This is a genomic window from Nonomuraea sp. NPDC049269, assembly GCF_043197155.1.
Classification (GTDB): domain Bacteria; phylum Actinomycetota; class Actinomycetes; order Streptosporangiales; family Streptosporangiaceae; genus Nonomuraea.
On the sequence record NZ_JBICSO010000002.1, the window covers coordinates 1,275,761 to 1,301,302 of the forward strand.

Annotated in this window: 27 protein-coding genes and 1 pseudogene; 18 read left to right on the forward strand and 10 right to left on the reverse strand. The window is 68.9% G+C overall.

Annotated elements, in window-relative coordinates; genetic code table 11:
• Positions 1–358: 358 nt before the first annotated feature.
• Both ACGFNP_RS16060 and ACGFNP_RS16065 read right to left on the reverse strand, forming a co-directional pair.
• Positions 359–544, reverse strand: a pseudogene (locus ACGFNP_RS16060) (ClpX C4-type zinc finger protein); the annotation flags it as partial.
• A 17-nt stretch (positions 545–561) separates the two neighbouring features.
• Positions 562–903, reverse strand: a complete 342-nt coding sequence (locus ACGFNP_RS16065; RefSeq protein WP_358340739.1) for a hypothetical protein — start codon at positions 901–903, stop codon at positions 562–564.
• A 332-nt stretch (positions 904–1,235) separates the two neighbouring features.
• Here ACGFNP_RS16065 and ACGFNP_RS16070 point away from each other — a divergent pair, with 332 nt between their 5' ends.
• The 10 genes from ACGFNP_RS16070 (at position 1,236) to ACGFNP_RS16115 (ending at position 9,959) form a co-directional block, all read left to right on the forward strand.
• Positions 1,236–3,062 (forward strand): glycosyltransferase family 2 protein, encoded by a 1,827-nt coding sequence (locus ACGFNP_RS16070; RefSeq protein ID WP_358340738.1) that lies wholly within the window; start codon positions 1,236–1,238, stop codon positions 3,060–3,062.
• A 76-nt stretch (positions 3,063–3,138) separates the two neighbouring features.
• Positions 3,139–4,149 (forward strand): energy-coupling factor ABC transporter permease, encoded by a 1,011-nt coding sequence (locus tag ACGFNP_RS16075; RefSeq protein ID WP_393319117.1) that lies wholly within the window; start codon positions 3,139–3,141, stop codon positions 4,147–4,149.
• A 29-nt stretch (positions 4,150–4,178) separates the two neighbouring features.
• Positions 4,179–4,934, forward strand: a complete 756-nt coding sequence (gene cbiQ, locus ACGFNP_RS16080) for a cobalt ECF transporter T component CbiQ (protein WP_358340734.1) — start codon at positions 4,179–4,181, stop codon at positions 4,932–4,934.
• A gap of 11 nt (positions 4,935–4,945) precedes the next feature.
• A complete protein-coding gene (locus ACGFNP_RS16085; RefSeq protein WP_358026560.1) occupies positions 4,946–5,686 on the forward strand; it encodes an ABC transporter ATP-binding protein in 741 nt (246 codons plus the stop codon).
• 117 nt (positions 5,687–5,803) lie between these two features.
• A complete protein-coding gene (locus ACGFNP_RS16090; protein ID WP_214643247.1) occupies positions 5,804–6,142 on the forward strand; it encodes an STAS domain-containing protein in 339 nt (112 codons plus the stop codon).
• 48 nt (positions 6,143–6,190) lie between these two features.
• Complete coding sequence (locus tag ACGFNP_RS16095; RefSeq protein ID WP_358340730.1) at positions 6,191–6,964, forward strand: SDR family NAD(P)-dependent oxidoreductase; 774 nt, start codon at positions 6,191–6,193, stop codon at positions 6,962–6,964.
• Positions 6,965–6,970: 6 nt separating this feature from the next.
• A complete protein-coding gene (locus tag ACGFNP_RS16100) occupies positions 6,971–7,735 on the forward strand; it encodes a crotonase/enoyl-CoA hydratase family protein (RefSeq protein ID WP_358340728.1) in 765 nt (254 codons plus the stop codon).
• Between the two features lie 103 nt (positions 7,736–7,838).
• Positions 7,839–8,456 (forward strand): rhomboid family intramembrane serine protease, encoded by a 618-nt coding sequence (locus tag ACGFNP_RS16105; RefSeq protein ID WP_358340726.1) that lies wholly within the window; start codon positions 7,839–7,841, stop codon positions 8,454–8,456.
• A 103-nt stretch (positions 8,457–8,559) separates the two neighbouring features.
• On the forward strand, positions 8,560–9,093 hold the full coding sequence (locus ACGFNP_RS16110) for an RNA polymerase sigma factor (RefSeq protein WP_358340724.1): 534 nt from the start codon (positions 8,560–8,562) through the stop codon (positions 9,091–9,093).
• Complete coding sequence (locus ACGFNP_RS16115) at positions 9,090–9,959, forward strand: hypothetical protein (RefSeq protein ID WP_393319124.1); 870 nt, start codon at positions 9,090–9,092, stop codon at positions 9,957–9,959. Before ACGFNP_RS16110 ends, ACGFNP_RS16115 begins: the two co-directional genes overlap by 4 nt.
• Here the strand turns inward: ACGFNP_RS16115 and ACGFNP_RS16120 are convergent, their stop codons facing one another.
• Positions 9,960–10,496: a TIGR00645 family protein gene (locus ACGFNP_RS16120; protein WP_358340720.1), complete on the reverse strand. Its 537-nt coding sequence runs from the start codon at positions 10,494–10,496 to the stop codon at positions 9,960–9,962.
• Positions 10,497–10,629: 133 nt separating this feature from the next.
• Between ACGFNP_RS16120 and ACGFNP_RS16125 the strand changes: the two genes are divergently transcribed.
• Entirely contained in the window at positions 10,630–11,004 is a 375-nt protein-coding gene (locus tag ACGFNP_RS16125; protein WP_214643254.1) for a BlaI/MecI/CopY family transcriptional regulator, read from the forward strand.
• Here ACGFNP_RS16125 and serC read toward each other — a convergent pair.
• Complete coding sequence (gene serC, locus ACGFNP_RS16130) at positions 10,983–12,104, reverse strand: phosphoserine transaminase (protein WP_358340716.1); 1,122 nt, start codon at positions 12,102–12,104, stop codon at positions 10,983–10,985. The genes ACGFNP_RS16125 and serC overlap by 22 nt on opposite strands.
• 129 nt (positions 12,105–12,233) lie before the next feature.
• On the opposite strand from serC, the gene ACGFNP_RS16135 reads away from it, so the two are divergent.
• On the forward strand, positions 12,234–14,873 hold the full coding sequence (locus tag ACGFNP_RS16135) for a hypothetical protein (RefSeq protein WP_393319129.1): 2,640 nt from the start codon (positions 12,234–12,236) through the stop codon (positions 14,871–14,873).
• 52 nt (positions 14,874–14,925) lie between these two features.
• Here the strand turns inward: ACGFNP_RS16135 and ACGFNP_RS16140 are convergent, their stop codons facing one another.
• Positions 14,926–16,032: a citrate synthase 2 gene (locus tag ACGFNP_RS16140; RefSeq protein ID WP_358340712.1), complete on the reverse strand. Its 1,107-nt coding sequence runs from the start codon at positions 16,030–16,032 to the stop codon at positions 14,926–14,928.
• A gap of 176 nt (positions 16,033–16,208) precedes the next feature.
• Here ACGFNP_RS16140 and pdxH point away from each other — a divergent pair, with 176 nt between their 5' ends.
• From pdxH to ACGFNP_RS16165, 5 genes are all read left to right on the forward strand, one after another.
• The gene (gene pdxH, locus ACGFNP_RS16145) at positions 16,209–16,862 is read left to right on the forward strand and encodes a pyridoxamine 5'-phosphate oxidase (protein ID WP_219534802.1); all 654 of its coding nucleotides are present in this window, start codon (positions 16,209–16,211) and stop codon (positions 16,860–16,862) included.
• A 10-nt stretch (positions 16,863–16,872) separates the two neighbouring features.
• Positions 16,873–18,108, forward strand: coding sequence for an MFS transporter (locus ACGFNP_RS16150; RefSeq protein ID WP_358340708.1), 1,236 nt, complete (start codon positions 16,873–16,875; stop codon positions 18,106–18,108).
• 164 nt (positions 18,109–18,272) lie between these two features.
• Complete coding sequence (locus tag ACGFNP_RS16155; protein ID WP_358340706.1) at positions 18,273–18,977, forward strand: metal-dependent transcriptional regulator; 705 nt, start codon at positions 18,273–18,275, stop codon at positions 18,975–18,977.
• Positions 18,978–19,100: 123 nt separating this feature from the next.
• A complete protein-coding gene (locus ACGFNP_RS16160) occupies positions 19,101–21,320 on the forward strand; it encodes a SpoIIE family protein phosphatase (RefSeq protein ID WP_358340704.1) in 2,220 nt (739 codons plus the stop codon).
• A gap of 17 nt (positions 21,321–21,337) precedes the next feature.
• Positions 21,338–22,114 (forward strand): alpha/beta fold hydrolase, encoded by a 777-nt coding sequence (locus ACGFNP_RS16165; RefSeq protein WP_358340702.1) that lies wholly within the window; start codon positions 21,338–21,340, stop codon positions 22,112–22,114.
• On the opposite strand, the gene ACGFNP_RS16170 is transcribed toward ACGFNP_RS16165, so the two are convergent.
• A complete protein-coding gene (locus tag ACGFNP_RS16170; protein WP_358340700.1) occupies positions 22,111–22,479 on the reverse strand; it encodes a hypothetical protein in 369 nt (122 codons plus the stop codon). The two genes, ACGFNP_RS16165 and ACGFNP_RS16170, sit on opposite strands and share 4 nt — an antisense overlap.
• 59 nt (positions 22,480–22,538) lie before the next feature.
• Between ACGFNP_RS16170 and ACGFNP_RS16175 the strand changes: the two genes are divergently transcribed.
• Positions 22,539–22,928 carry a MarR family transcriptional regulator gene (locus tag ACGFNP_RS16175; protein WP_358340698.1) on the forward strand — a complete coding sequence of 130 codons (390 nt, stop codon included), beginning with the start codon at positions 22,539–22,541 and terminating at the stop codon, positions 22,926–22,928.
• Here the strand turns inward: ACGFNP_RS16175 and ACGFNP_RS16180 are convergent.
• From ACGFNP_RS16180 to ACGFNP_RS16195, 4 genes are all read right to left on the reverse strand, one after another.
• The gene (locus ACGFNP_RS16180; RefSeq protein ID WP_393319135.1) at positions 22,925–23,086 is read right to left on the reverse strand and encodes a hypothetical protein; all 162 of its coding nucleotides are present in this window, start codon (positions 23,084–23,086) and stop codon (positions 22,925–22,927) included. The genes ACGFNP_RS16175 and ACGFNP_RS16180 overlap by 4 nt on opposite strands.
• Positions 23,087–23,126: 40 nt before the next feature.
• Positions 23,127–23,252: a hypothetical protein gene (locus tag ACGFNP_RS16185; RefSeq protein ID WP_281428996.1), complete on the reverse strand. Its 126-nt coding sequence runs from the start codon at positions 23,250–23,252 to the stop codon at positions 23,127–23,129.
• 67 nt (positions 23,253–23,319) lie between these two features.
• Complete coding sequence (locus ACGFNP_RS16190) at positions 23,320–24,372, reverse strand: HesA/MoeB/ThiF family protein (protein ID WP_393319138.1); 1,053 nt, start codon at positions 24,370–24,372, stop codon at positions 23,320–23,322.
• An 11-nt stretch (positions 24,373–24,383) separates the two neighbouring features.
• Complete coding sequence (locus tag ACGFNP_RS16195; RefSeq protein ID WP_358340694.1) at positions 24,384–25,529, reverse strand: acyl-CoA dehydrogenase family protein; 1,146 nt, start codon at positions 25,527–25,529, stop codon at positions 24,384–24,386.
• Between the last annotated feature and the right edge of the window lie 13 nt (positions 25,530–25,542).

The window sequence follows — 25,542 nt, forward strand, 5'->3', positions numbered from 1 at the left end:
GCGATGCGGGGAGCTGGAGCCCGTTCAGCCGGTGGACAGGCGTTCCGCCTCCTCGTGCAGTGCCACGATGAGGATCAGCTCCAGGTGGAGCTCCGCCAGATCGGGCGCCGCGAGGCTGTCGAGGACATGCATGATGGGCCTCCCTCAAGCAAGGACGTCCCATCTGTCACGGGGGTTTACCAGATCATTCCCGGAAGCGTTCCCAGGCCGACTGGCGCGTCATGCTGAGCGAGGCGCCGATGCGCTCCCAGCTGACGTTTCTGGTGCGCAGGTGCCGCACCCAGTCGTGGAGATTGTCGTCGATCTGCACCTGCACGGCGGCGATCTTGGGGAGGTGGTCGAGGATCTGGTCCTCGCTCATGGTCTCCCACACGGGCAGGCGCGGCTCGGTAGAGGCGGCGAGCCGCTCCTCCTTCAGGATCTCGGCGCACAGTCCCACGCACTCGTCGCAGATGTGCACGCCGGGTCCGGCGATGAGCTTGGTCACCTCGGCGGCGCTCTTGTGACAGAACGAGCAGCGCGTGTTTTCCTTCCAGTCAGGCATGGCCTGACACTAGCGCGTCAGGTGGCTCCTGACAAGCCGGTGAGCGTCTGCATGATCTCCTGCCGCTCCTCGTTGATCCTGCGGCAGATCGTCACGTAGGCGTTCAGCACCTTGCAGTACGCCTGACGCGCCTCGTCGAGCTGAGCCGCGCGGATGACGATCCGCTCATGGTCGCCCTGGATCTCGGCCTCGGTGAGCAGCGCCCGCGCCTCGTCCACGATCTCTTCCGCCCTGATCCGCGTACGGCGGAGCAGGGCTGAGCATTCGTAGAGCTCTCCCAGCCGCGCTGAGGAGACGATGAACTCCGCAGCGTGTACGGCCGAGCCGATCACCCTGGGCCCGCGAAGATCGGATCCCACTCTCGCCACCTCCCCGGTCAAGGTTGCCTCACTGTAGACGCGCCACCCCATCCGGTGGATCACCTGTCCTGACGTGGGGGTACCGCATCCTTCCCCCGGGGGAGGTTCTCTCCTCCCGGGTGGGAAAACAGCGTCCCTGAACCTCATTCGGTCTTGCCGGATTGCGGTAATAGGCGGCCTCACCTGCGCTTATGTGAAGAGTGCGATGAATCTTCGGTCTGCGGAAGAGGTGGGGATGAAGAGACGAGATCGGCCACGCGATGCCCGCTCGCCATCACATACTGAAACGACGTGACAGCGGATCGTGACGGCTGAGGGGCGCGCTGGTGGCTATGCCGAAATCGAACGGCGACGAGGACGCGGTGGACGTCAGCGTCATCATCCCTGCCCACAACTGCCGGTCATACCTCGACCGGTGCCTCACCGCGGCGCTGGTCCAGCGGATCAGGAAAGAGATCATCGTCGTCGACGACGGATCGACCGACGGCAGCGAAGAGCTGCTCGACCTCTACGCCACCTACCACAAGGGCAGCGTCAAGGTCGTCAGCATCGCCGGCTCCGGCGGCGCCGGGCGGCCGCGCAACGTCGGCATCGAGCACGCCACCGGCCGCTACGTCTTCTTCTGCGACGCCGACGACTACCTGGGCCCCGAGGCGCTCGAACGCATGGTCGCCATGGCCGACCGCAACGGCTCCGACATCGTGCTCGGCAAGGTCGTCGGGCACGGCAGGCGGGCTCCGATGTCGATGTTCCACCGCGGCGCCGAGCGGGCCGAGCTCGGTGACAGCGCCGTCTACAACAGCCTGAGCTGCTTCAAGCTGTTCCGCAGGGAGATGCTGATCAGCCACGGCATCAAGTTCGGCGAGGGGATGCTCGTCGGCGAGGACATCCACTTCACCGTGCACGCCTACTGCCATGCCAAGGTGATCTCCGTGGTGGCCGACTACGACTGCTACCACCTGGTCTCCAGGGCCGACGGCAGCAGCATCATGCAGCAGCCGGGCAGCCGCGACCCGCGCGGCTGGCTCACCATGATCCGCGGGCCGATCCAGCTCATGACCGAGCACGTCCCGCCGGGGCCGCTCCGCGACCACCTGCTCCGCCGGCACTTCAGGCTCGACGTGTTCGAGCAGCTCGGCGCGCCGTTCCTGGAGGCGGACGAGGTGCAGCGCAAGGAGATCGCGCAGGAGGTGGCCGCGCTCTGCGACAGGTGGATGACGCCCGGCGTCTACGAGCGGCTCAACCGGACCGACAGGCAGCGGCTCACCGCGCTCGGCGACATCAACCGCCTGGTACGCCTGGCCGAGATCGAGGGCGCCGCCGTACGCCGCCGGCTGACCGGCCTGCGCTGGGAGGCGAACCGGCTGGTCGTGACGGGGATCGCCGGGCTCGACGGCATGCCGGAGCACGACGGGGTCGCGGTCGTGCTGCGCGCCCGCAACGTGCGCGGACAGGAGCTGATCGTGCCCGCCGAGCGCGACGGCGCCGCGTTCGCCGCCCGCATCGACGTGGCCGCGCTCGACTCGGGCATCTGGGACCTGCGGGTGGCCGTCGAGATGGAGGGCGTGGTCAGGTACGGCCGGCTCGGCGCCGACCGCGACGGCTGCGTCACCCGGCCGGCGCCCAGGCTGATCGGCAGCGTGGTGACCCTGCCGTACTTCACCAAGGACAACGGCAACCTCAGCATTGACGTCGGCGGTCACCTGATGACGGTGCCGGGCCGGGCCAGGATCCACCGGACACGGTGGACGCTCGGGCGGCGGCTGGTCATCGACGGCGAGGTCACGGTCGTCGGGGTGGTCCCGGCGGCGTCGGCGATCAGCCGGCTCGTCTGGCGCGAGCGGCAGACGGGCAACGAACGGGCCGAGCGGGTGGTGGCTCTGCCCGGTGGCGGGTTCGCGGCCCGGCCCGCGATGGGCAGGTTCGCGCCGGGCATCTGGGACGCCTATCTGGAGGTCGAGCTGGGCGGCCCGCCGGCCAGGTTCCGGATCGAGACCGACGCCCAGACCGTCGCCGCACCGCGCCGGCTGTGGGGCCGGTTGCGGGGCGGGGCCGTGGTCAGGAGCGTGCGCCCGTACGCGACCTCGGGCAAGGGCCGGCTGAGCACGGTGGTGCGCAAGATGAAGACCCGGACGGCCTTCCGCAAAATCCTCGGCTAATTGCCACCTATGTGCAGGTGCAAGTCGATGTCCTAAACTAGCCGTGTTGCAGCACCGCTTGATGAAGGGCTTTTCCGTGCACGTACCTGATGGCTTCTTCAACGCGGCCGTATCCGTGTCCGCCGGGGTGGTCGCCGCCGCGGGGCTGGCGGTCTGCCTGCGCGGAGCCCGGCGCGAGCTCGACGACCGGACCGCGCCCATGGCCGGGCTGGTGGCCGCGTTCATCTTCGCCGTCCAGATGCTCAACTTCCCCGTCGCCGCGGGTACCAGCGGTCATCTGCTGGGAGGGGCGCTGGCCGCCATCCTCGTGGGGCCCTATACAGGTGTGCTCTGTATGGCCGTGGTCCTGCTGGTGCAGTGCGTGTTCTTCGCCGACGGCGGCCTCACGGCGCTGGGGATCAACATCTCGATCATGGGCATCGTCACCGTGGTGGTCGGCTGGGGGGTCTTCCGGCTGGTGGCGAGGCTCACCAAGAGCAGGGGCGGGGTGACGGCGGCCGCGTTCCTCGCCGCGCTGATCTCCGTTCCGTCTGCCGCGCTGGTGTTCTCGGCGTTGTTCTGGGTCGGCGGCACCGCGCCGATCGAGGTCTCCGCGGTGGCTCTTGCCATGGGCGGCGTGCATGTGCTGATCGGCATCGGCGAGGCCGTCATCACGGCGCTGACCGTCGGCGCGGTGCTGGCCGTCCGGCCCGACCTCGTGTACGGCGCCCGCGGGCTGACCAGACCCCTCGTGCTGAGGGGGGCGAGCGCCGGGGAGCCGATCACGGTGGCCGCCGAGGAGCCGGCCCCCGCCCGCGCTTCGGTGAAGCCGTTCCTGCTCGTCGGCCTCGGCCTGACCCTGCTGCTGGCCGGGATCGTGTCCTTCTTCGCCTCCTCCAGCCCCGACGGGCTGGAGGCGGTCGCCGAGAACAAGGGCTTCCTCGACCAGGCCACCGACCACGTGTTCGGGAGGTGGGCGCTGGCCGACTACGGTGAGGTGGGCGGCATCCCCGTAGGGATCGCCGGGATCATCGGCGTCGGGCTCGTGCTGCTCATCGCCGGCGGCGTGGCCTACGCGGCCCGCAGCCGAGGAAAAGTTCGGGTCTGAGCGAATGAACGGGAGACGGTGAGTAGCGGGTGGGCGCTGGGCACCATCATCAGCTCTACCTGGCGGGGGACTCGGTCGTGCACCGGCTTCCGCCGCAGTGCAAGCTGCTGGCCGTCGCCGCCTTCGCCATCGTGGTGGTGGCGACGCCGCGGGAGCGGTTCTGGGCGTTCGGGCTCTACGCGGTCCTGCTCGCGGGCGTCGCCGTGGCCGCCAAGGTGCCGCTGACGTACGTGCTGCGGCGGATGGTGGTCGAGCTGCCCTTCGTGCTGTTCGCCTTCCTCATCCCGGTGATCGGGCTGGGGGAGCGGACGACCGTGCTGGGGGTCTCGCTGAGCGTGGCCGGGCTCTGGGCCGGCTGGAACATCCTGGCCAAGGCGACGCTGGGCGTGGTCGCCTCGATCCTGCTCGCGGCCACCACCGAGCCGCGGGTCATCCTCATCGGGGCCCAGCGGCTCCGGCTGCCCACCCTGCTGGTGCAGATCGCGATGTTCATGCTCCGCTACATGGACGTGATCATGGATGAGATGCGGCGGATGCGGGTCGCGCGGGAGTCCCGTGGCTTCGAAGCACGGAATTTCCGGCACATCCCGGTGATCGCCCGCTCGGCGGGCGCCCTGTTCATCCGCTCGTACGAACGCGGTGAGCGGGTGCACCTCGCGATGCTCAGCCGCGGCTACTCCGGGCGTATGCCGATGATGGACGAAATTTCGGGATCTGTTGGGCAGTGGGCCACGGCCCTCGCCCTGCCGGCCGTGGCTCTAGCCGTACTAGGACTCTCGCTGTGAACTCTCTGGTCGTGAACTCTCTGGAAGTGAACCGGCTCGCCTACGCCTACCCCGACGGGACGCAGGCCCTGTTCGGCGTGGACTTCGCGATCCGGCGCGGCGAGCGCGTCGCGCTGCTCGGCCCCAACGGCGCCGGCAAGACCACGCTCGTCATGCACCTGAACGGCATCCTGACCGCCGGGCACGGCTCGGTCAGCGTGGCGGGCACGCCGGTGCGCAAGGACACGCTCAAGGAGATCAGGCAGCGCGTCGGCCTGGTCTTCCAGGACCCGGACGACCAGCTCTTCATGCCCACGGTCAGGGACGACGTCGCGTTCGGCCCGGCCAACTCGGGTGTGGCCGGCGAGGAGCTGGAGCGCGCGGTCAAGGGGGCGCTGGAGCGGGTCGGCATGCTGGAGGTCATCGACCGGCCGCCGCACCACCTGTCGTTCGGTCAGCGCCGGCGGGTGGCCGTGGCGACCGTGCTGGCGATGGAGCCGGAAATCCTGGTGCTCGACGAGCCGTCGTCCAACCTCGATCCGGCCGCGCGCAGGGAGCTGGCCGAGGTCCTGCGCTCGCTCGACGTGACCGTGCTCATGGTCACCCACGACCTGCCGTACGCGCTGGAGCTGTGCGAACGCTCGCTCATCCTCTCCGACGGGGTGATCGTCGCGGACGGGCCGACCCGCGAGCTCCTCGCCGACTCCGAGCTGCTCGCCCGCCACCGCCTGGAGCTCCCTTACGGCTTCGCCATCCCCGCGGCGGCTGAATAGGGCGGATGGCGGCGGGTCTTTTTCGGGTTTTGGCCCCCTGCATCAAAACCATCCGAGTTTGTGCATGCCCGGTATCCGGGGATGTCGAAGTACAGTGGCTCATCGAGGAGGGGCCAAATGAAGCTGCGGCTTGCGCGACACGCCCTGGGTGATGCCGTGGTGGTGGCCGTTGAGGGGGAGCTTGACCTGTTCACGGCGCCGTTCCTCCGCGACGAGGTCCGCGACGCCATCAAACAGGATGGCGCCTGGCTGGTGCTCGATCTCCAGCAGCTGTCGTTCATGGACTCCAGCGGGCTGTCGGTGCTCATCGAGGCCTGGCGGCTGGCCACGGGAGAGGGCGGCGGCGTGTCACTCGCCGCGCCACAGGCCCCCGTCGCCCGCATCCTGCGCACGACCGGGCTCGACCGGCGGATCAAGGTATATTCCGATGTCGACACGGCCGTAGGTGAGATTTAACCCACTCCGAGTAGAACCTCATTCGGTTGGCGGGTTAGGGTCCGGGATATGGACGTGAACGGATCTGCAGCAATCATCTCCGGCGGGGCCAGCGGCCTCGGCGAGGCGACGGCCCGCGCACTCGCGGGTCACGGCGCCACAGTGGTCATCGCCGACCTCAACGAGCAGCGCGGCAAGGCCATCGCCGACGAGCTCGGCGGCGTCTTCGCCAAGACCGACGTGACGGACGACGAGCAGGTGCAGGCGGCCGTCGAGGCGGCCGTCGCCACCGGCAAGCCGCTGCGCGTCGTGGTGAACAGCGCGGGCATCGGATGGGCCGAGCGCACCGTCAACCGTGACGGCGCCCCGCACAACCCGGCCTCCTTCCGCAAGGTGATCGAGGTCAACCTGATCGGCACGTTCAACCTCATGCGCGTCGGCGCGGCGGCGATCGCCAAGACAGAGCCGGTGGATGCCGATGGGCAGCGCGGTGTGGTGGTCAACACCGCCTCCGTCGCGGCGCTGGAGGGCCAGACCGGGCAGCTCGCCTACTCGGCCTCCAAGGGCGGCATCGTGGGCATGACCGTGCCCGCCGCGCGCGACCTGGCGGCCATCGGGGTGCGGGTCAACACCGTCTGCCCGGGGATCATCGACACCCCGATCTACGGCTTCTCGGCCAACGCCGACGAGTTCAAGGCCAAGCTGGTGGCGCCCGTGGTGTTCCCCAAGCGCATGGGACGGGCCGACGAGTTCGCGCACCTGGTCAGGTCGCTCATCGAGAACGACTACATGAACGCCGAAGTCGTCCGCTTCGACGGCGGCATCCGCTTCCAGCCCAAGTGAGGTTCCGTGTCTGACGAAGTGCTCGTCGAAGAGTCCGACGGCGTGGCCGTGATCACGATCAACCGGCCCGCCGCGCGCAACGCCATTAACGGCGCGGTGGCCCGCGGCATCGCGGCCGCTCTGGACGAACTGGACGCCCGCACCGACATTTCCGCCTATGTCCTGACCGGCGCGGGCGGCTACTTCTCGGCGGGCATGGACCTCAAGGGCTTCCTGTCCGGCGACTTCCCCGTGGTCGAGGGGCGCGGCTTCGGCGGCCTGGCCGAGTCGCCGCCCAAGAAGCCGATCGTGGCGGCGGTCGAGGGCTACGCGCTCGCGGGCGGCTTCGAGCTCGCGCTGTCGTGCGACGTGATCGTGGCGTCGTCGGAGTCCAAGTTCGGCCTGCCGGAGCCCAAGCGGGGTCTCGTGGCAGGCGCGGGCGGCATCATGCGGCTGCCGCGCCGGATCCCGTACCACATCGCCATGGAGCTCGCCCTGACCGGCGACCACTACCCCGCCTCGCGCCTGTACGAGCTGGGGCTGGTCAACCGGATCACCCCGGCGGGCGAGGCGCTGGACGGGGCGCTGGAGCTGGCCCGCAAGATCGCCGCCAACGCCCCGCTGGCGCTCGCGGCGACCAAGAAGGTGATCATCGAGTCGCAGGACTGGTCGCTGGAGGAGATGTTCGCCAAGCAGGGCACGATCATCAATCCGGTGTTCGGCTCGAAGGACGCCATGGAGGGCGCGGCGGCCTTCGCCGAGAAGCGCGCTCCCCAGTGGAAGGGCGAGTAGCCCTTTTCCCGACCCCCTCCCCTGATTGGGAGGGGGTTTCCTTAGCGCACGCATAAGTTCTTCTGCGTACGGTAAAGAAGGAGACGGCAAGCGGGAGGGGCGCATGAGCGACTATTCGAGGTCCGCGTACGAGTCCGCCAAGCGTCGTGCGGGCACCCTCCTCACCGGTGCGCTGAGCGCGGCCTTCGTCATGATCGTGATACTCGGCGTGATGTGGGCGGTCGAGGTCGTCGACTTCACCATGAACGGCAGCCTCGACCGGGAGTTCGGCATCGTCGGCCTGGAGCCTTCGGGGCTCATGGGCATTTTTTTCGCCCCGTTCCTGCACGTGGGCTTCGGTCACCTCATGGCCAACTCGCTGCCGCTGCTGATCCTGGGGTTCCTGGCCGCGTTACGCGGGATCGGGCGGTTCTTCGCGGCCAGCCTGCTGATCATCGTGATCGGCGGGATCGGCACCTGGGCCACCAGCGGGCTCGACACGGTCACGGTGGGCGCGAGCGGCCTGGTGTTCGGATATTTCGGGTACGTGCTGGCCCGCGGGATATTCGACCGGCGCGTGTTCGACATCCTCATCGGCATCGGGGTGGCGGTCGTCTATTACTCGATCCTGTGGGGGCTGCTGCCCAACCAGCAGGGCATCTCGTGGCAGGGCCACCTGTTCGGCCTGCTGGGCGGCGTCATCTCCGCCTGGGTGCTGCGCCGCAAGCGCGAAGCGCTGTAGGACGGCATTTTTCCCCCGATAAGGGTGAAATACCGATACGGCCTCAGACATGTAAGGGGTGACCACAACCCCTGAATGAGGAGGCCGACCATGGGATTCGCCTGTGGATGACGACCGGAGACGCCGGTTCGAGGCCATGTATGCCCAGACATACGAGCCCATTCTCGGATACGCCATGCGCCGCTGCGAGTCCCCCGAGGACGCGGCGGACGCGGTGGCCGAGACGTTCGCCATCGCCTGGCGCCGAGTCGACGTGCTGCCGCCTGACGCGGAGGCCAGGCTCTGGCTGTACGGCATAGCCAGGAACGTCCTGGCCAACCACCGGCGCGGCCGGGTCAGGCGGCTGTCCAGAAGCGTGCAGCTCGACGCCGACCTCGCCGACCTGTACGCCTACTCGCCCGAGGGCAGCGTCGAGCTGGGCGCGATCGCGCAGGCGTTCAAGGAGCTGCACGAGGACGACCGGGAGCTGCTGTCCCTGGTCGCCTGGGAGGGGCTGGACCACGCCCAGCTCGCCAAGGTCCTCGACTGCTCGCGCAACGCCGTACGCATCCGGCTGCATCGCGCGCGCAAGCGCTTCGCCAAGACGCTCGCCCGGGCGGGCGTCTCCGTCAACCGTGTCACCGTGGAGTCCGTATGAACGAGTTGAGGCAGCTCGCCAGGGTCCGGGACGAACAGCTGGCCGGTCAGGCGTCCGGCGCGGGGGCCCGTGCGCTGCTGGCGGCCATCGTCGCCGAAGAGCCGAGTACGGAGGATGCCGGGAGCCGGGCGCCGAGATCCCGCCGCACCCGCCGCCTGGTCGTGGGGCTGGTCGCCACCGCCGCGCTCGCCGTCGCGGCCGTCATGGGCCCCACCCTGCTGAAGCGGGACGCCACCTCGTACGCGAACACGGCCATCGACATCGAGCTGCGGGGTGACGAGTACGTCGCCAGGATCAAGGACCCGTTCGCCGACCACGCCCTGTACGCCGAGGCGTTCCAGGCGATGGGCCTGGACATCGGCATGGAGCTGATACCCGTCTCACCGACCCAGGTGGGCGGCATCGTTCGCATGGGATTCGCCGGCACCACCATGGACGACAAGCTCGGCGGCAACCTGGAGCCGGACGGATGCGCGTTCGGCCACGAAGGCTGCTTCCTCACTGTCACGGTGAGCAAGGGATTCAAGGGCCGTGGCGTCTTCTACCTGGGCCGGCCTGCCAAGCCCGGCGAGAAGTACCAGGCTGTCGGGCAGGCCGGCAGGAAGGGCGAGATGCTCGAAGGCTACGACGCCGACGGACGGACCGTGGGCAAGGTCGTGGCCGAGGCGCGTAGGCGGAACCTGCGGGTGGTCTTCCAGATCATCGAGCCGAACCCGGACGGCAACGGCTTCGGCATGAGCCGGGATCAGTCGGCCGAGGTCGGCGACCACTGGTACGTCTGGGCCGCCGAACCCGAGCAGGTCGGCACCGTGCGACTGCTGGTCACGGAGAAGCACCTCCGGAAGAACCCGGTCACCGGCGAGTAGCTAGGAGGGGTGCACCCGCTCGGCCGGGGAGGATGAGAGCAGGCGATCTATCAGTGCCAGGCCGATGGCCGACAGGACGAAGGCCAGGTGGATGATCGTCTGCCACATCATCTTGCTGTCCGGGATGTCCTGGGCCTTGATGAACGTCTGCAGCAGGTGGACCGACGAGATGCCGATGATGGCCGTCGCCAGCTTGACCTTGAGCACGTTCGCGTTGACGTGGGACAGCCACTCCGGCTCGTCGGGATGCTCGTTGAGGTTGATGCGCGAGACGAACGTCTCGTAGCCCCCGACGATGACCATGATGAGCAGGTTGGAGATCATCACCACGTCGATGAGGCCCAGCACCGACAGCATGACCGTGACTTCGATGTCCTTGTTGCTGCCGTGGAGGACACCTTCGATCAGGTGCCATAACTCGACCCCGAACTGCCACACGTACACGCCCTGGGCCACGATGAGCCCGAGGTAGAGCGGGACCTGGAGCCAGCGGCTGGCGAACATCAGGTAGCCCAGGCCGTTGGGCCGCCTGCTCATACTCATCCGGTATAACCCCCGTCACATGACGATATATCCGCCCAACTGGGCGGAAGGAAGATCAGCCCCGTTCGCGCATGTGGGCTTTTTCGGTAAGAATGTTTCCTAACTCACCTAGCCGGAGGTTGGTCAGTTGGCGAAGCTGGGGTCCCTGGAGCGCGCGATCATGGACGTGCTGTGGGATGCCGGTAAGCCGATGCGGGTGCGCGAGCTGCTGGCCACGCTCAACGAGGAACGCGAGCTCGCCTACACCACGGTGCAGACCGTCGCCGAACGGCTGGTGAAGAAGGGGCTGCTCGTCCGCACGCCGTACCGGAACGCCTTCAAGTACGCGGCCGCCTACTCCAGGGACGAGCACGTCACGCGGCTCATGCTGGAGGCGCTTGCGGCCAGCACCGACCGGCTGCCGGTGCTGGCGAGGTTCGCGCAGAGCGTCGAGGAGGAGGACGCCCTGGCCCTGCTGGACGAGCTGTCGCGCCGGACGGGTCAGAGACGCTCGACCACGTAGTCGACGCAGACCGTCAGCGCCTCGACGTCGGCCGGGTCGATGGCCGGGAACATCGCGACGCGGAGCTGGTTGCGGCCGAGCTTGCGGTAGGGCTCGGTGTCGACGATGCCGTTGGCGCGCAGCGCCTTGGCCACGGCGGCCGCGTCCACGTCGTCGGAGAAGTCGATCGTGCCGACCACCTGCGAGCGGAACTCGGGAGCCGCGAACGGCGTGGTGTAGGAGGTCTTCTCGGCCCAGGTGTAGAGGCGCTGGGCGGAGTCGGCGGTGCGGGCGGTGGTCCAGGCCAGGCCGCCGTTGCCGTTCATCCAGTCGAGCTGGTCGGCCAGCAGGAACAGCGTCGCCACCGACGGGGTGTTGTAGGTCTGGTCCTTGCCGGAGTTGTCGATCGCGACCGGCAGGCTGAAGAACTCCGGCACGTAGCGGTCGGTGGCGGCGATCTCCTCGACCCTCTCCAGGGCGCGCGGCGACATGAGCGCGATCCACAGGCCGCCGTCGGAGGCGAAGCTCTTCTGTGGGGCGAAGTAGTAGACGTCGGTCTCCTCGATGGCCACGGGCAGGCCGCCCGCGCCGGAGGTGGCGTCCACGAGCACCAGCGAGTCGTCGGAGCCGCCCAGCTCGATCGGCCGCTCGATCGGCATGGCCACGCCGGTCGAGGTCTCGTTGTGGGTGAGCGCGTAGACGTCGACGCCGTCCTCGGGCACCGCGGCCGGGTAGGTGCCCACCTCCGACTTGATCACCGTGGGCTCGCCCAGCCAGGGCGCCTTCTTGGCGACGGTGGCGAACTTCGAGGAGAACTCGCCGAACGACAGGTGCTGGGACCGCTCACGGATGAGTCCGAAGGAGGCGATGTCCCAGAACGCGGTGGTGCCGCCGTTGCCCAGCACGACCTGGTAGCCCTCGGGGAGCGCGAACAGGTCGATGAGGCCGGCGCGTACGCGGCCGACCAGGTTCTTGACCGGCTTCTGGCGGTGTGAAGTGCCCATGAGACTCGCGCCGGAGGCGGCGAGCGCGGCCAGTTGCTCGGTGCGAACCTTCGAGGGCCCGCAGCCGAAACGGCCGTCGACGGGCTTGATGTCAGCGGGAATCACGATGTCAGCCACCTGACCAAGGGTACTTACCCGTGAAGGTTGCCTGGACCCGGGTCCGGATGGTGAGAAAGGATGAACCATTCCCACTGATCATTCGTTGGACCAGCAGCACAGAACAGCACCGGCTGGAGGAGCGTCCGGGTGGCCGATCTGCGGAGTGTCGTCGAGGGGCTGATTCGCCGGCCGGCGTTCTGGCGGGCCGACCCGCCGCTGCCCACGGTGTTCGTGACGGGTCCCGCGGCGCTCGCCGCGGCCGAGATGCTCGCCAAGCCGTTCGTTGGCTGCGTGCCCTATGCCCATGTCAAAGAGGGCGCGCACAAGTCGATCCAGGCGCTGGTGGAGGAGCTGGCGGGGGAGCAGAAAGGCGAGCTGGGCAAGCCGGTGGGCGGGTCGCTGCTGCCGCCGCCGCGCTTCCCACTCGCGCAGTTCGTGCTGTGGGCGAGGAAGCAGCGGTATCTGCCGCCGCCGGGCGATGATCCCAAGGATCCTGAAAGCTGGCTGCCCGCTCCGGGCACGCACCCGGGCTACCGGATGTTCAAGGAACGGCTCAAGGAGTGGCAGCGCAGCAGCCGCGACACCGACCGGGGGCGCAGAACGTCGGCCGACTTCCTGGCGCGCGCCGCGACGACCTGGGTGCCGGTCGGCACGCTGGCCGTCTGGTGGTTCAACGGCCCCGCCGACCTCGTCGGCCTCGCCCCGTGGGTGCTCGGCCTGTTGGTGGCCGCGCTCGGCACCACCGGCCAGTTCTTCTTCTCGATCAGGGGGACGTTGTTCACCGGCTGGTTCCGCAAGCAGCCATACGTGCGGCGGGAGCCGTTCGACGGGCCCGCCAAGTACGCGCTCCGCCTGGCCAACGCCGACGACGAGGAGATCAAGCGGTTATTGGTGCACGCGCTGATACGGGATCTGCGCGAGGCGTACAAGAAGTGGATCATCCCGTGGCCGAGCTGGGGCAGGGGCCAGTACGCCCTGCTGCTGATCGAGGTGGTCGATCCCGACGGGATCAACGCGGAGTTCCTGCAGCTCGTGGAGGAGACCACCAAGAAGACCGGGATGCTGCCGCCGATGGTCGTGCTGGCGGCCGTGCCCGCTGTCCCGCCCGGGCCGCCGACCGAGTCCGAGGAGCTGGACGAGCTCGAGAAGGCCGTCGGGCGGTGGCGGGCCGCAGCCCGGTTGCGCGTCCCGGACCTGCGGATCGGCGTCCATGCCACGGATATGCCCGCCGCCGGGGACTACCCGCCGGTGCTGCCGCGCAGGAAGCGGGCCCTGGGCTACTGGACGGCCATAGGGCTGCTGCTGGTCCTCCCGTTCGCCTTGGTCTTTTTGGTGCAGCGAGACAGCATCGCCCACTGCGGCGGCCTGGAGTGGGCGGATCGGATCGGCACCGAGTGCGTCGGCGTCGTGAACGCCACCAGCGACACGCCGGACGGCCTGCTCGTGGATGACGTGAAGGAGACGGTCAAGAAGATCGACGCGAACAACGCCTACGCCATCGGCTCGGGACGGTACGTCAGTGTGGTCGTGTTCGGCGAGTACTCGATCACGAAGACAGAGGCGAACGACACCCGGCTCTCGTCCGCCGTGTCCGAGCTGGAAGCGGTGGAGGAGCAACAGCGGACCGCCAGCACCACGCCCCGCCTCCGAGTGTTGATCGCCAACGCCGGCGACGGCTTCCGCCACGGTCGCCGGGCGGCGCAGCTCGTTACCGAGCTCGCCGGACAGGATCCTCACGTGATGGGCGTGATCGGCCTGCCGCGCAGCGTGGAGGGCGTCAGCCAGGCGATCGAGGAGCTGCATCTGGCGAAGATCCCGATGGTGTCGAGCACGGCGACGGCGGACCGGCTCGGCTACGTCGGCGACTCCGCCGACGGCAAGCAGCCCGGCCAGCCGTCCCCCTACTACTTCCAGGTGGGGCCGACCAACTTCCGTGAGGCGACGCTGGGCGCGCGGTTCGCCCGGCGCATGCTCCTCCCGCACGTGGACAAGCCGGTCGCGGTCATCATCCGGGACGAATCGACCACTGACCAGTACACGAAGAACCTGGCCGACGATTTCGTGACCGCGCTTAAGGAGCAGGGCATCACGGTCAAGGAACCGAAGGACTACACCGTCGAATCGGGCGGCGTCCAGGAAGCCGCTGTGGGGGCCTGCGGCCTCAAGCCGGACGTCTTCCTCTATGCCGGGCGGGCCGCGGAGTTCCTCGGCTTCCTCACCTCGGTCGAGGGCAGCGGCTGCAAGGACGCGAAGGTGATCGCGGGCGACGACGTCGTCAGGGCGATGACCGACCACAGCGGCGAGATCGGTCACATGAAGCAGATGGAGGTCTACTACCTGGCGCTGGCGCACCGGGCGGTGTGGAGGCAGAGCTCCACCAGGCAGACCGCGTTCATCAGCAGCCTGCTCGCGGGCGCGCACACGAAGACCTCCGAAGACAGTCTCATCCTCACCTTCGACGCGGCCAACGTGCTCTACCAGGCGGCCAGTACGGCCTACCGGGCCGGAGCGCAGGAGGGAGGCGGCCTGCCCAGCCGGGGCGACATCCTGTACCGGCTCACCCGAAGGGTCTGGAGCGGATCCAGCGGGAAGATCGACTTTGGCACCGCCGATCTGCACACCCCGGTCGACAAGGCCCTCTCGATCATGAAGGTGGACGTGGACCAGGCAGGTCACCCGAAGCCGGTCGTCCGCTGCGGCTCGCTGGACGTCGGCGAGACGCCCCCGAACAACGCCGTGTGCCCCGGCCTGCCCGACACCGCCGACTCCTCGCCGTCCACCAAATGACGTACGGCTGCCGCGTCGGAACGCGGCAGCCGTACAGATCAGGATCGAGGCGTCAGATGGTGCCGACGACCTCGGCGGCGCCGGGCACGTCGCTGAGCGGACGCGACGCCGGGCCGATGTACTTGGCACTCGGGCGGACCAACCGGCCCGTGAGCTTCTGCTCCAGGATGTGCGCGGCCCAGCCGGCCGTACGGGCGCAGGTGAACATCGAGGTGAACATGTGCGACGGCACCTCGGCGAAGTCCAGCACCACGGCCGCCCAGTACTCGACGTTCGTGGCGAGCACCCGGTCGGGCTTGCGTGCGTGCAACTCCTCCAGCGCGGCCTGCTCCAGAGCGGCGGCGACCTCGTAACGAGGCGCGTTGAGCTCCTTCGCGGTACGGCGCAGCACCCGCGCGCGGGGGTCCTCGGCACGGTAGACGCGATGGCCGAAGCCCATCAGCCTGCTGCCCTTGTCCAGCTCGCTCTGCACGTACTTCTTGGCGTCGCCCAGGTGTTCGACACCTTCGATCATGTGCAGCACCCGGGCCGGAGCACCGCCGTGCAGCGGGCCGGACATGGCGCCGACCGCACCGGAGAGCGCGGCGGCCACGTCGGCGCCGGTGGAGGCGATGACCCTGGCGGTGAACGTGGAGGCGTTCATGCCGTGCTCGGCGGCCGAGGTCCAGTAAGCGTCGATGGCCTTGACATGGTTGGGGTCGGGCTCGCCACGCCAGCGGACCATGAACCGTTCGACGATGGTCTTGGCCTCGTCGACGCGGCTCTGCGGCACCATCGGCAGGCCGAGGCCGCGCGCCGACTGCGCCACGAAGGAGAGTGCCATGACGGAGGCACGCGCGAGCTGGTCGCGGGCCTCCTCGTCACTGATGTCGAGGAGCGCCTTGAAGCCGTAGGCCGGGGCCAGCATGGCCAGCGCGCTCTGTACGTCTACGCGGATGTCACCGGAGTGAACAGGAATGGGGTACGGCTCCGCCGGGGGCAGGCCCGGCTGGAACTTGTTGTCGACCAGCAGGCCCCAGACGTGCCCGAAGGGGACACGGCCGACCAGCTCTTCGATGTCGACACCCCGATAGCGAAGGGCTCCCCCTTCTTTGTCCGGTTCCGCGATCTCGGTCTCGAAAGCTACAACGCCCTCGAGGCCGGGTTTGAAGTCGGACATTCTCGGCCGCCTCCCTTTCTTGCCATGTTCCGGCAATGCCTTGATGTCGAGATACCGGCGGGTCAATTTAACCCCCTACCCGCCCGTGGTCCGTCTCCGGACCCGCCGGAACGTGAAAGCCGCTGGTAGGGAGTGTTGTGTGGGATCTGCCACCAAGCGCGCAAGAATACCGTCTCGTGGATGGAACCTCGCGCCCGCCCGCGCTGGCGGGGCTTCGCCGTACCTATGAGGGCGAGCCGCTGCTCGAAGCCGATCTCGCCCCCGATCCGATCACGCAATTCGCCGTCTGGTTCCAGGAGGCGCTCGCCGCCGGCCTGCCGGAACCGAACGCCATGGTGCTGGCCACCGCCTCGGCCGGCGGCCGGCCGAGTGCCAGGACCGTCCTGCTGAAGGGCTACGACGAGCACGGATTCGTCTTCTACACCAACTACGAGTCGCGCAAGGGCCGTGACCTGGCCGAGAACGCCCGCGCGTCGCTGCTGTTCCCCTGGCACCCGATCCGCCGCCAGGTACGCGTCGAGGGCACGGTCGTGCGGCTCTCGAACGAGGAGTCGGCCGACTACTTCAACTCCAGGCCGTACGGCTCGCGGATCGGGGCCTGGGCCTCGCGCCAGTCCGCGGTCGTGCGGTCCAGGGAAGAGCTGGACGCCCGGTACGAGGAGCTCGCCGCCCGATGGCCGGAGGATCCGCCCGTGCCCGAGTTCTGGGGCGGGTACCGGGTCAGCCCGCTGGAGGTGGAGTTCTGGCAGGGGCAGCTTGACAGGATGCATGACAGGCTCCGCTACCGGCGAACCCGCCCCGGGTGGGTCTTGGAGAGACTTGCCCCTTAATGTGCCTTAAGTGGCAATCGGGGAGCTGGTCAAGCGTCATCTGATAGACATACGGCCGCTGGCCGTGCCCACCTACCGGCGGCTCTGGTCGGGTCAGGCGATCGCCAACATCGGCATCGGAGTGACCGTCGTCGCGGTCAGCAAGCAGGTCTGGGACCTTACCCAGTCCTCGTTCTGGGTCGGCCTGCTGGGTCTGGCCAACCTGATCCCGCTCCTGGTGTTCGGGCTGTGGGGCGGGGCGTTCGCCGACGCGGTCGACCGGCGCCGGCTGCTGATCACCAGCTCGCTCATCTCCTGGGGCGCGACGCTCTTCATCCTGGCGCAGGCCCTCCTGGGGCTGGGCAACGTCTACCTGCTGCTGCTCGCCTCGGCGGTGAGCGCCACCGGGTTCGCCATGACCTCGCCCGCCCGCGGCGCGATCATCCCCAGGATCCTGCCCCCCGAGCTGGTGCCCGCCGCCAACGCGCTGAACTCGCTGGTCTTCGGGTTCGGCGCGATCGTCGGGCCGATGATCGCGGGCGTGCTGCTGGCCTGGCAGGGCTACCCGCTGGCGTACGCGATCGACGCCGTCCTCTTCACGGCCAGCCTGTACGCGGCGATCCGGCTGCCCGAACTGCTGCCCATGGGGGAGATCCAGCGGCCCGGCTGGCGGTCGGTGATCGACGGGCTGCGCTACATCGCGACCGGGCCGGTCCTGCTGATGTCGTTCGTCGTGGACATCATCGCGATGGTCTTCGCCCTGCCGAGGGCGCTGATCCCGCAGGCCGTGGCCGAGCGCTTCGACGGCTCGCCGATCGCGCTCGGCTGGCTGTCGGCCGGCATGGCCATCGGCGCGGTGCTCGGCGCGCTCGGCTCCGGCTGGCTGGGCCGGGTACGCCGCCAGGGGGTCGCTCTGACGGTCACAATCGCTCTCTGGGGCCTCAGCGTGGCCGCGGCCGGGTTAGCCCAGCAGCTGTGGCTCATGGTCGTTCTGATGGCCGTCGGAGGAGTGGCCGACATGGTCTCGTCGGTCTGGCGGCAGTCCATCCTGCAGTTGCACGCTCCCGACGAGATGCGCGGGCGGATGCAGGGGGCGTTCATGGTGGTCGTGGCGGGCGGCCCGCGCCTGGGCGACCTGCGGGCCGGCCTCACCGCCGTGTGGTTCGGGATGACCTGGGCGTGGGTGGGCGGCGGCCTGGCGTGCGCCGTCGCGGTCCTGATCGTCGGCCTGTCGGTGCCCAGCTTCCGCAACTACCGGGCCGGCTAGGCGTACGCCACCGGGCCGGTCGGGAAGGAACTGGGTCGCCCCGGTGTTGTCGTCCTTCGCCATCGCCGGTCGTTCTCCCCATAGGGTTCCCTGTGACTTCTGTGCCCGTCGCGGACGGGTCCAGTCCCCGCCCTGACCGGCGTAGCATTCAGATGGGAGGAGCCTTGACCGCACACGGCCTGATCGACACCACGGAGATGTACCTCCGCACGATCTTCGAGCTCGAGGAGGAGGGCATCGTCCCGTTGCGCGCGCGCATCGCGGAGCGGCTCCAGCAGAGCGGTCCCACCGTGAGCCAGACAGTGGCCCGGATGGAGCGCGACGGCCTGGTCCGCGTCGAGGGTGATCGCCACCTGTCGATGACCGAGCTCGGCCGCACCCTGGCCACGCGCGTGATGCGCAAGCACCGCCTCGCGGAGTGCCTGTTGACCGAGGTCATCGGCCTGCCGTGGGAAGAGGTGCACATCGAGGCGTGCCGCTGGGAGCACGTGATGTCCGAGTCCGTGGAGACCCGCCTGGTGACGCTGCTCGACAACCCGACGGTCTGCCCGCATGGCAATCCGATCCCGGGTCTGGGCGAGCTCGGCGCCAGAGAACCCATAGAAGGCGGCCCAGACCTCTTGACATCCATGTCCGACCTCGCCGGGCCCAGAGATATCCCCGTAGTCGTGCGGCGAATTAGCGAACAAGTGCAAAGCGATCCTGCTGTGATGCTTAAACTCAAGCAAGTTGGGATACAACCCGGACGCGAGGTGACGCTCGCGGCGAGCGACGACGGTGTGCGGGTGACAGGTGACGGTGACGCGAACGACACTCTCGCGGAGCTTCCGCGTGACGTTGCCGCGCATGTTTTCGTCTCCAGACGCTGACTCGCCCGCTACTCCTTGGTTGAATCCCTATTGGGAGGCCCTCCACTCCCCGCCGGTCAACACTGTTGCAGGAGTGCCCGTGGTTCGCTTTGCGCACATGCCCTCCCTAGGAGTGGTCTCCGGATGAAGCGTTGGGGGGATCTGTCGCACGACGAGGCTGATCAGCTGGCGGCCGAATCCGTACTTGATCATGCGGAGATGGCGGTCGTCGTGACCGACCGTTTCAGCAACCTCCTGTATTGGAATCCGTTCGCCGAGAAGCTCTTCGGGCGCCCTTCGAAGTCGTCACGTGACACCTCGATGCTGTCGCTCGGCATCATGGAGAAGGACCACCCGCTCGCCATCGAGCTGACCAAGCACGTACTTAAGGGCGGCGTGTGGGAGGGCACCTTCGACGTGCGGCGGGGTGACGGCACGATCGTCTATGTGCGCGCCCAGGCCGTGCCGCTGCGCCATCCCTCCGGGTCGGTGACGGGCATCGTCGTCACCGCCCGCGAGGCGCTGCGCAGCAACGAGCGGGAGAAGGACCGCTTCGGCCTGCTGGAGCGCATCGGCGAGCGGCTGGCCGGCTCGCTGTACGTCGAGGAGACGCTCAAGCGGGTGGCCGAGATGCTCGTCCCGCAGTTCGCCGACCACTGCTTCATCGAGTTGATGGAGGGCGACCGGCTGGTCCGCCGGGTCTCGCAGCACGTCCAGGGATGGAGCCCGCCGCCCGGCACCTGGAAGCCGATCGGCGCGGAGATCCGCTACCCGGCCAGCCACTACGCCGACACCGCGCTGCGCCGCCAGGAGACCATCCTCGTCGAGGACTTCGCCACCAGCAGCTTCCCCTCGCCGAGCGAGGGCAGCGCCAAGCTGTGCGGCGAGGTCGGCATGACCTCCGCCATCGTCGCCCCCCTGTGCGTACGCGGCGAGACGCTCGGCCTGATGTACCTGGGCCTGTCCAACCTCACCGACCGCCGCAGCCCCCACTACGACGCGTTCGACCGCGACTTCGTCGGCGCCATCGCCACCCGGGTCGCGCTCGCGATCGACAACGCGCTGCTGTTCGAGGAGGAGCGGCACACGGCCGAGTCGTTCCAGAAGCACCTGCTGCCGCGGGCGCTGCCGCAGCTCGACGGCCTGCAGATCGCGGTGCGCTACTACCCGGCGGCGCCGCTCGCCTCCCACGGCCAGGGCATCCAGACCCAGGTCGGCGGCGACTGGTACGACGTGATCCCGCTGTCGGCCGGTCGCGTCGGCATCGTCATCGGCGACGTGGAGGGCCGGGGCGCCAAGGCCGCGGCCATCATGGGCCAGCTCAGGGCGGCGCTGCGGGCCTTCGCCCAGGACGACAAGTCACCGGCCGACATCCTGGCCAGGCTCGACGAGTGGACCCGCATCATCGCCGATCCGGAGAAGGACGACAGCGGCGCCGACATCAGCGTGCCGCCGATCGTGACCTGCCAATACCTCGTCTACGACGCCTGGTCGCGGCAGCTCTCGTTCGCCAACGCCGGTCACGCGCCGCCGCTGCTGCTGGTCGACGGCCAGTGCGTCGAGCTCGACATCGAGGAGGTCGGCCAGCCGCTGGGCGTACGCGCCAAGGGCCTGCACGCCGACCTCGTCTACAAGGAGGAGACCCGCACGCTGCCGCCCGGCGCGGCGCTGCTCCTCTACACCGACGGCCTGGTCGACCGCCGCCCCGGCCGCGACGGCCGGATGCCGACCGACGCCGAGACACTGGGCGTGCTCTGCGAGAAGCTGGCGAAGATGGCCGACTCCGAGGTGGAGCGGGTGGCCGACGCCGCGACCGTCGCGGTGCCCGGCGAGATCGACGACGACATGGCGATCCTGGTGGTCCGGTCGAGCCAGTCTGACCTCGACGTCGAGGAGCGCACGTTCCCGGCGCAGCCGATCATGGTCGGCGAGGCGCGCCGGATGGCCTCCGAGGCGTTCGGCGGCTGGAACGTCCCTGAGGAGCGCGCCGAGCTGGCCTGCCTGCTCGTCTCCGAGGTCGTCACCAACGTGGTGCTCCACGCGGCCCACGCGGGCGTGCCACGCAGGGAGCTGGTCGTCGAGGGGCCGCCGCTGCCGTTCGAGGAGTCCTGGGACGTGCCCGGCTTCGAGGACGAGGTGGTCGGCGACAAGGAGTTCACGCTGCGGCTGCGCCGGGGCGAGGAGTCGGTCTGGGTCGAGGTGTTCGACCAGGACCTGCGCCTGCCGCGGATCCGGAGCGCGGGGGAGAACGACGAGGGCGGACGCGGCCTTTACCTGGTGGACCAGCTCGCCAGGCGCTGGGGGTCGCGACCCACCAGGGAAGGCAAAGCCGTCTGGTTCGAGATTCCCACCCGTAGCCGCTGAGTGGTTGACTCGAGGCCATGGAGCTGGCCTACGAGCGTCGCGGCACCGGTGCGCCGCTGATCCTCATTCATGGCATCGGCCACCACTGGCAGGCGTGGCTGCCGGTCATGGACCGCCTGGCCGCCTCGCGCACGGTCATCGCCATCGACCTGCCCGGTTTCGGCGTCTCGCCCGGCCTGCCCGATGCCATTCCGTACACCGCAGAGTCGCTCGCCGACGCGGTCGAGTCGTTCTGCGCGCTACTCGGCGTGCGTGATCCGCACGTCGCGGGCAACTCGCTCGGTGGTTACGTCGCGCTGGAGCTGGCCTCGCGCGGCGTGGTCGCGACGGCCACCGCGCTGTCGCCCGCGGGTTTCTGGTCGCGCCCCGAGCTGCTGTACTGCCAGGCGGTGCTGCGCGCGCTGCGGGCCACGGCCAGGTCGCTGCCGCCGGAGCAGGCCGTCCGGCTCGCCGAGCACCCACTGGGCCGGGCCCTGTCGGCCGGGCTCCTGGTCGCCCATCCATCCCGGATGTCGCCGACGGCCCTGATCGCCGCCACCCAGGCGCTGGGCGCTTCGTCCGGCTTCGAGGAGACGCTGGAGGCGTTCTCCGGCGTGATGCCGCCCGCGCCGCCCAAGTCGCCCATCACGATCGCCTGGGGCGAGCACGACCGGCTGCTGTTGCGCCGTCAGGCCGTGCGCGCCGCCAGGTGGTCGGGGCAGCGGGTCAAGCTGCTCAAGGGCTGCGGTCACGTGCCGATGAGCGACGATCCGGGGCTGGTGACCCGGGTGCTGCTGGAAGGCAGCGGCGGCTAGGCCGCTTCGAGGTTGGCGGCCATCTGGTTGAGCACGGCGAGAGCGGTCTGGAAGTCTTCCGTGCTGACGCCCTGGGTGGCCAGCCGTCTGTACTCCTCCACGCGGCCGATGACCGCCGCGTGGACCGCCTTGCCTTCTTCGGTGAGGGCGGTGCCGTTGATCCATCCCCTGGTGGTCAGCTCGCGCACCGCGTCGCCGGTGCCGTCGAAGGCATCCAGTGCCTCGTAGGGGTCGTCGCCCTCGGATACGGCGTTGAGCGTCTGCCATTCGCGGCGCGAGAGCTTATGGTCGTGTAGCGCACGGCCCATCGTCTCCTCAAGGAGCGTGTGGACGTGTTTGAGCAAGTATCCGACTCTTCGGTTCATGGATGTATAGTAGCAACTATATGTATTTTGACAATGATATTGCAGCGGTCGAGCGCGCCATGGTCGCGATCAGGCGCAGGCAGAGCAGACGCGCGCTGGCGCGGCTGCAGGGCGCGCCGGGGCCGGAGTTCGAGGTGCTCGACGTGATCGAGGCCGCGAGCCCGCCCGTCACCGTCTCGACCGTCGCCGACGCGCTCTCGGTCGACCAGCCGAGGGCGAGCAGGCTGGTGGCGGCGGCCGTCGCGGCCGGCCTGGTCAGGCGTGAGGCGGACCAGGCCGACGGGCGCAGGGCGCTGCTCGTGCTGACCGACGAAGGCCGGACGGCGCTGGAGCAGGCGCATCACGGCAGGCAGACGGCGTTCGCCGCGGCCATGACGGAATGGTCGGACGCGGAGCGCGCGGAGTTCGCGCGGCTCCTCACCCGCTTCGTCGAGGGGCTCCCCGGCTAGCGGAACGTCTGGCCATAGACGAGCAGCATGACGATGACGAAGACGATCATCACCCCGACGTAGCCCACGGGTCCCATGCGCAGCGCCCGGCGCACGCGGTTGAGGCCCCAGGCGAACAGCAACGCCAGGAAAACCAGCAGGATCAGGCCGCCATCCATGCTGACCAGTATGCGGTGTCGGAGCCCTTGCCGCGCGGTGTCAGTTGGAGTTGCCGTGGCTGGCCGGCCAGCCCTTGGTCTCCATCTTCGCCAGCCGGCGAACCGTGATCTTCTTCTTCGGCTGGGTCTCTCGGCTGTCCTCCGGCGCGATCTCTTCGGGACGCACTCAGCAGCCTCCTGGGTCGGTTTCGGTATGGGTGACTGACGCGATTCTGAACGATCAACCACTGCTGTCAAGCACTACACACGTCACACTCGTCACGCGCGGGGAAGCGGACGAAGATCTGGTCGTCGGGCGCCACCAGGTTGAGGCCGTACGCGTAACCGGGGGCGACGTCGGGGATGCCGGTCAGCAGTGAGATCACCGCGTGGGCGGTGAGCAGGCCCGACAGGCCGCCCGAGGTCGAGAGCACGCCGGGCCAGCCGGAGTCGGTCGTCCTTCCGCGGCGCTCGCCTTCCGCCCGCAGGCACTCGTAACACGGGAAACCCGGCGCGAAGACGCCCACCGACAACTGCGGGCCCTCGTAGCCGCCGCCCACCCAGGGGATGCCCGCGGCGGCGCAGGCTCGGTTCGCCCACTGGCGGATGCCATCGGGCTCGCGTGGCTCGTCCGCGCAGAGCGCGAGCACGTCGAAGCCGGTGATCAGCCGGGTCAGCTCCGCCAGGCTGCCGATCCGCCGGTTCTCGCCGGTCACCTCGATGTGGGAGTTGACCGCTCGCAGCCGTTCCGTGGCGACGTCCACCTTGGGCAGGCCCACGTCCTCTTCGCCGTACAGGGTCTGGCGGTTGAGGTTGGACAGCTCGACGCGATCGCCGTCGACGCAGTGGATAGTGCCGACGCCGGCGGCGGTGAGGGCCCAGGCGGCGTGCGAGCCGGTGCCGCCCAGGCCGAGCACGACCACCCTGGCCCGCTTGAGCAGGAGCTGCGGTGCCCAGCTCGGCTCGCGCGGGCGCAGGCTCGCCCAGCGGAAGTAGGCGGCGTTCCTGGCGTACCGGTCCAGCTCGGCGGGGGCCAGCTCCGGCGGCGGCGCGGCCGACGCGTCCTCGACGTGGCCGGAGTCCAGCAGCGTCGTGACGAGCTCGGCCGCGTTCGGGCAGCGGTCCGCGAGCGCGGTGACGATCTCTCCTCGGGTACGGGTGCCGTCCATGAGCTGGAGGGCGTGCCAGGCGTGGCCGTTCGGGTCCTCGATCTCACTGGCGAGTCCGTAGATTTCCCCGCCTATCCGGATCGTGCCGTTGTCGAGACGATACGGGCGATGCTCCGGTTTTACCCGAGGACGCGTCATGCGTCCGGATTCTAGAACCCGAAGGACCGTCCGATGATCTCCTTCATGATCTCGGTGGTGCCGCCGTAGATGGTCTGGACGCGGCTGTCGATCCAGGCCTTGGCGACCGGGTACTCCATCATGTAGCCGTAACCGCCGTGCAGTTGGAGGCAGCGGTCGATGACCTTGTTCTGGAGCTCGGTGGTCCACCACTTGACCTTGGCGGCGTCGACCACGGTCAGCTCCTTGGCGTTGAGCGCCACGATGCACTTGTCCACGTAGTGACGGGCGATCTCCGTCTCGGTGGCCAGCTCCGCCAGGACGAACCGGGTGTTCTGGAAGGACCCGATAGTCCGCCCGAAGGCCTGGCGGGACTTGCAGTACTCGATGGTCTGCTCCAGCACGGTCTCCGCCGCCGCGACCGCCGCCACCGCGATGGACAGGCGTTCCTGGGGCAGGTTGTTCATGAGCTGGAAGAAACCCTGGCCCTCTTCGGCGCCGAGCCGGTTGGCCACGGGAACGCGGACGTTCTCGAAGAACAGCTCGGCCGTGTCCTGCGCCTTCATCCCGATCTTGTCGAGGTTCCGGCCGCGCCCGAACCCCTCCATACCCCGCTCGACGACCAGCAGCGTGGTGCCGCGCGCCCCCGCCTCGGGGTCGGTCTTGGCGACCACCACGACGAGGTCGGCGTTGATCCCGTTCGTGATGAACGTCTTCTGCCCGTTGACCAGGTAGTGATCGCCTTCGCGGACCGCGGTCGTCCTGATCCCCTGCAGGTCGCTCCCGGCACCCGGTTCGGTCATCGCGATCGCCGTGATGAGCTCGCCGCCGGCGAACCCGGGCAGCCACCGCCGCTTCTGCTCCTCGTCGGTCAGGTCGACGAGGTACGGCGCCATGATGTCGTTGTGCAGGCCGAATCCGAGCCCTGACGCCCCATGCCGGATGATCTCCTCGACGATGACCGCGTTGAACCGGAAGTCGGTGACACCGGCGCCTCCGTACTCCTCCGGGACGGAGAATCCGAACATGCCGATCTCGCCGGCCTTCTTCCATACCTCGCGCGGGACGATGCCGTCCTTCTCCCACTCACCGTGGTGTGGTGTCACTTCACGGGCCATGAACTCGCGCACGGTCTCCTGGAAAAGCAGGTGCTCCTCATCGAAGAGGTCTCGCCGCATCAGTCGCCTCCAA

What these genes read in the sequence shown, in the direction of transcription:
- ACGFNP_RS16105 (WP_358340726.1), top strand. Translation starts at nt 7,839, where the DNA reads ATGAGCGACTATTCGAGGTCCGCGTACGAGTCCGCCAAGCGTCGTGCG.
- ACGFNP_RS16170 (WP_358340700.1), bottom strand. Translation starts at nt 22,479, where the DNA reads ATGAACCGAAGAGTCGGATACTTGCTCAAACACGTCCACACGCTCCTT.
- ACGFNP_RS16165 (WP_358340702.1), top strand. Translation starts at nt 21,338, where the DNA reads ATGGAGCTGGCCTACGAGCGTCGCGGCACCGGTGCGCCGCTGATCCTC.
- ACGFNP_RS16160 (WP_358340704.1), top strand. Translation starts at nt 19,101, where the DNA reads ATGAAGCGTTGGGGGGATCTGTCGCACGACGAGGCTGATCAGCTGGCG.
- ACGFNP_RS16115 (WP_393319124.1), top strand. Translation starts at nt 9,090, where the DNA reads ATGAACGAGTTGAGGCAGCTCGCCAGGGTCCGGGACGAACAGCTGGCC.
- ACGFNP_RS16190 (WP_393319138.1), bottom strand. Translation starts at nt 24,372, where the DNA reads ATGACGCGTCCTCGGGTAAAACCGGAGCATCGCCCGTATCGTCTCGAC.
- ACGFNP_RS16180 (WP_393319135.1), bottom strand. Translation starts at nt 23,086, where the DNA reads ATGGATGGCGGCCTGATCCTGCTGGTTTTCCTGGCGTTGCTGTTCGCC.
- ACGFNP_RS16090 (WP_214643247.1), top strand. Translation starts at nt 5,804, where the DNA reads ATGAAGCTGCGGCTTGCGCGACACGCCCTGGGTGATGCCGTGGTGGTG.
- ACGFNP_RS16140 (WP_358340712.1), bottom strand. Translation starts at nt 16,032, where the DNA reads ATGTCCGACTTCAAACCCGGCCTCGAGGGCGTTGTAGCTTTCGAGACC.
- ACGFNP_RS16195 (WP_358340694.1), bottom strand. Translation starts at nt 25,529, where the DNA reads ATGCGGCGAGACCTCTTCGATGAGGAGCACCTGCTTTTCCAGGAGACC.
- ACGFNP_RS16175 (WP_358340698.1), top strand. Translation starts at nt 22,539, where the DNA reads ATGGTCGCGATCAGGCGCAGGCAGAGCAGACGCGCGCTGGCGCGGCTG.
- ACGFNP_RS16120 (WP_358340720.1), bottom strand. Translation starts at nt 10,496, where the DNA reads ATGAGCAGGCGGCCCAACGGCCTGGGCTACCTGATGTTCGCCAGCCGC.
- ACGFNP_RS16070 (WP_358340738.1), top strand. Translation starts at nt 1,236, where the DNA reads ATGCCGAAATCGAACGGCGACGAGGACGCGGTGGACGTCAGCGTCATC.
- ACGFNP_RS16095 (WP_358340730.1), top strand. Translation starts at nt 6,191, where the DNA reads ATGGACGTGAACGGATCTGCAGCAATCATCTCCGGCGGGGCCAGCGGC.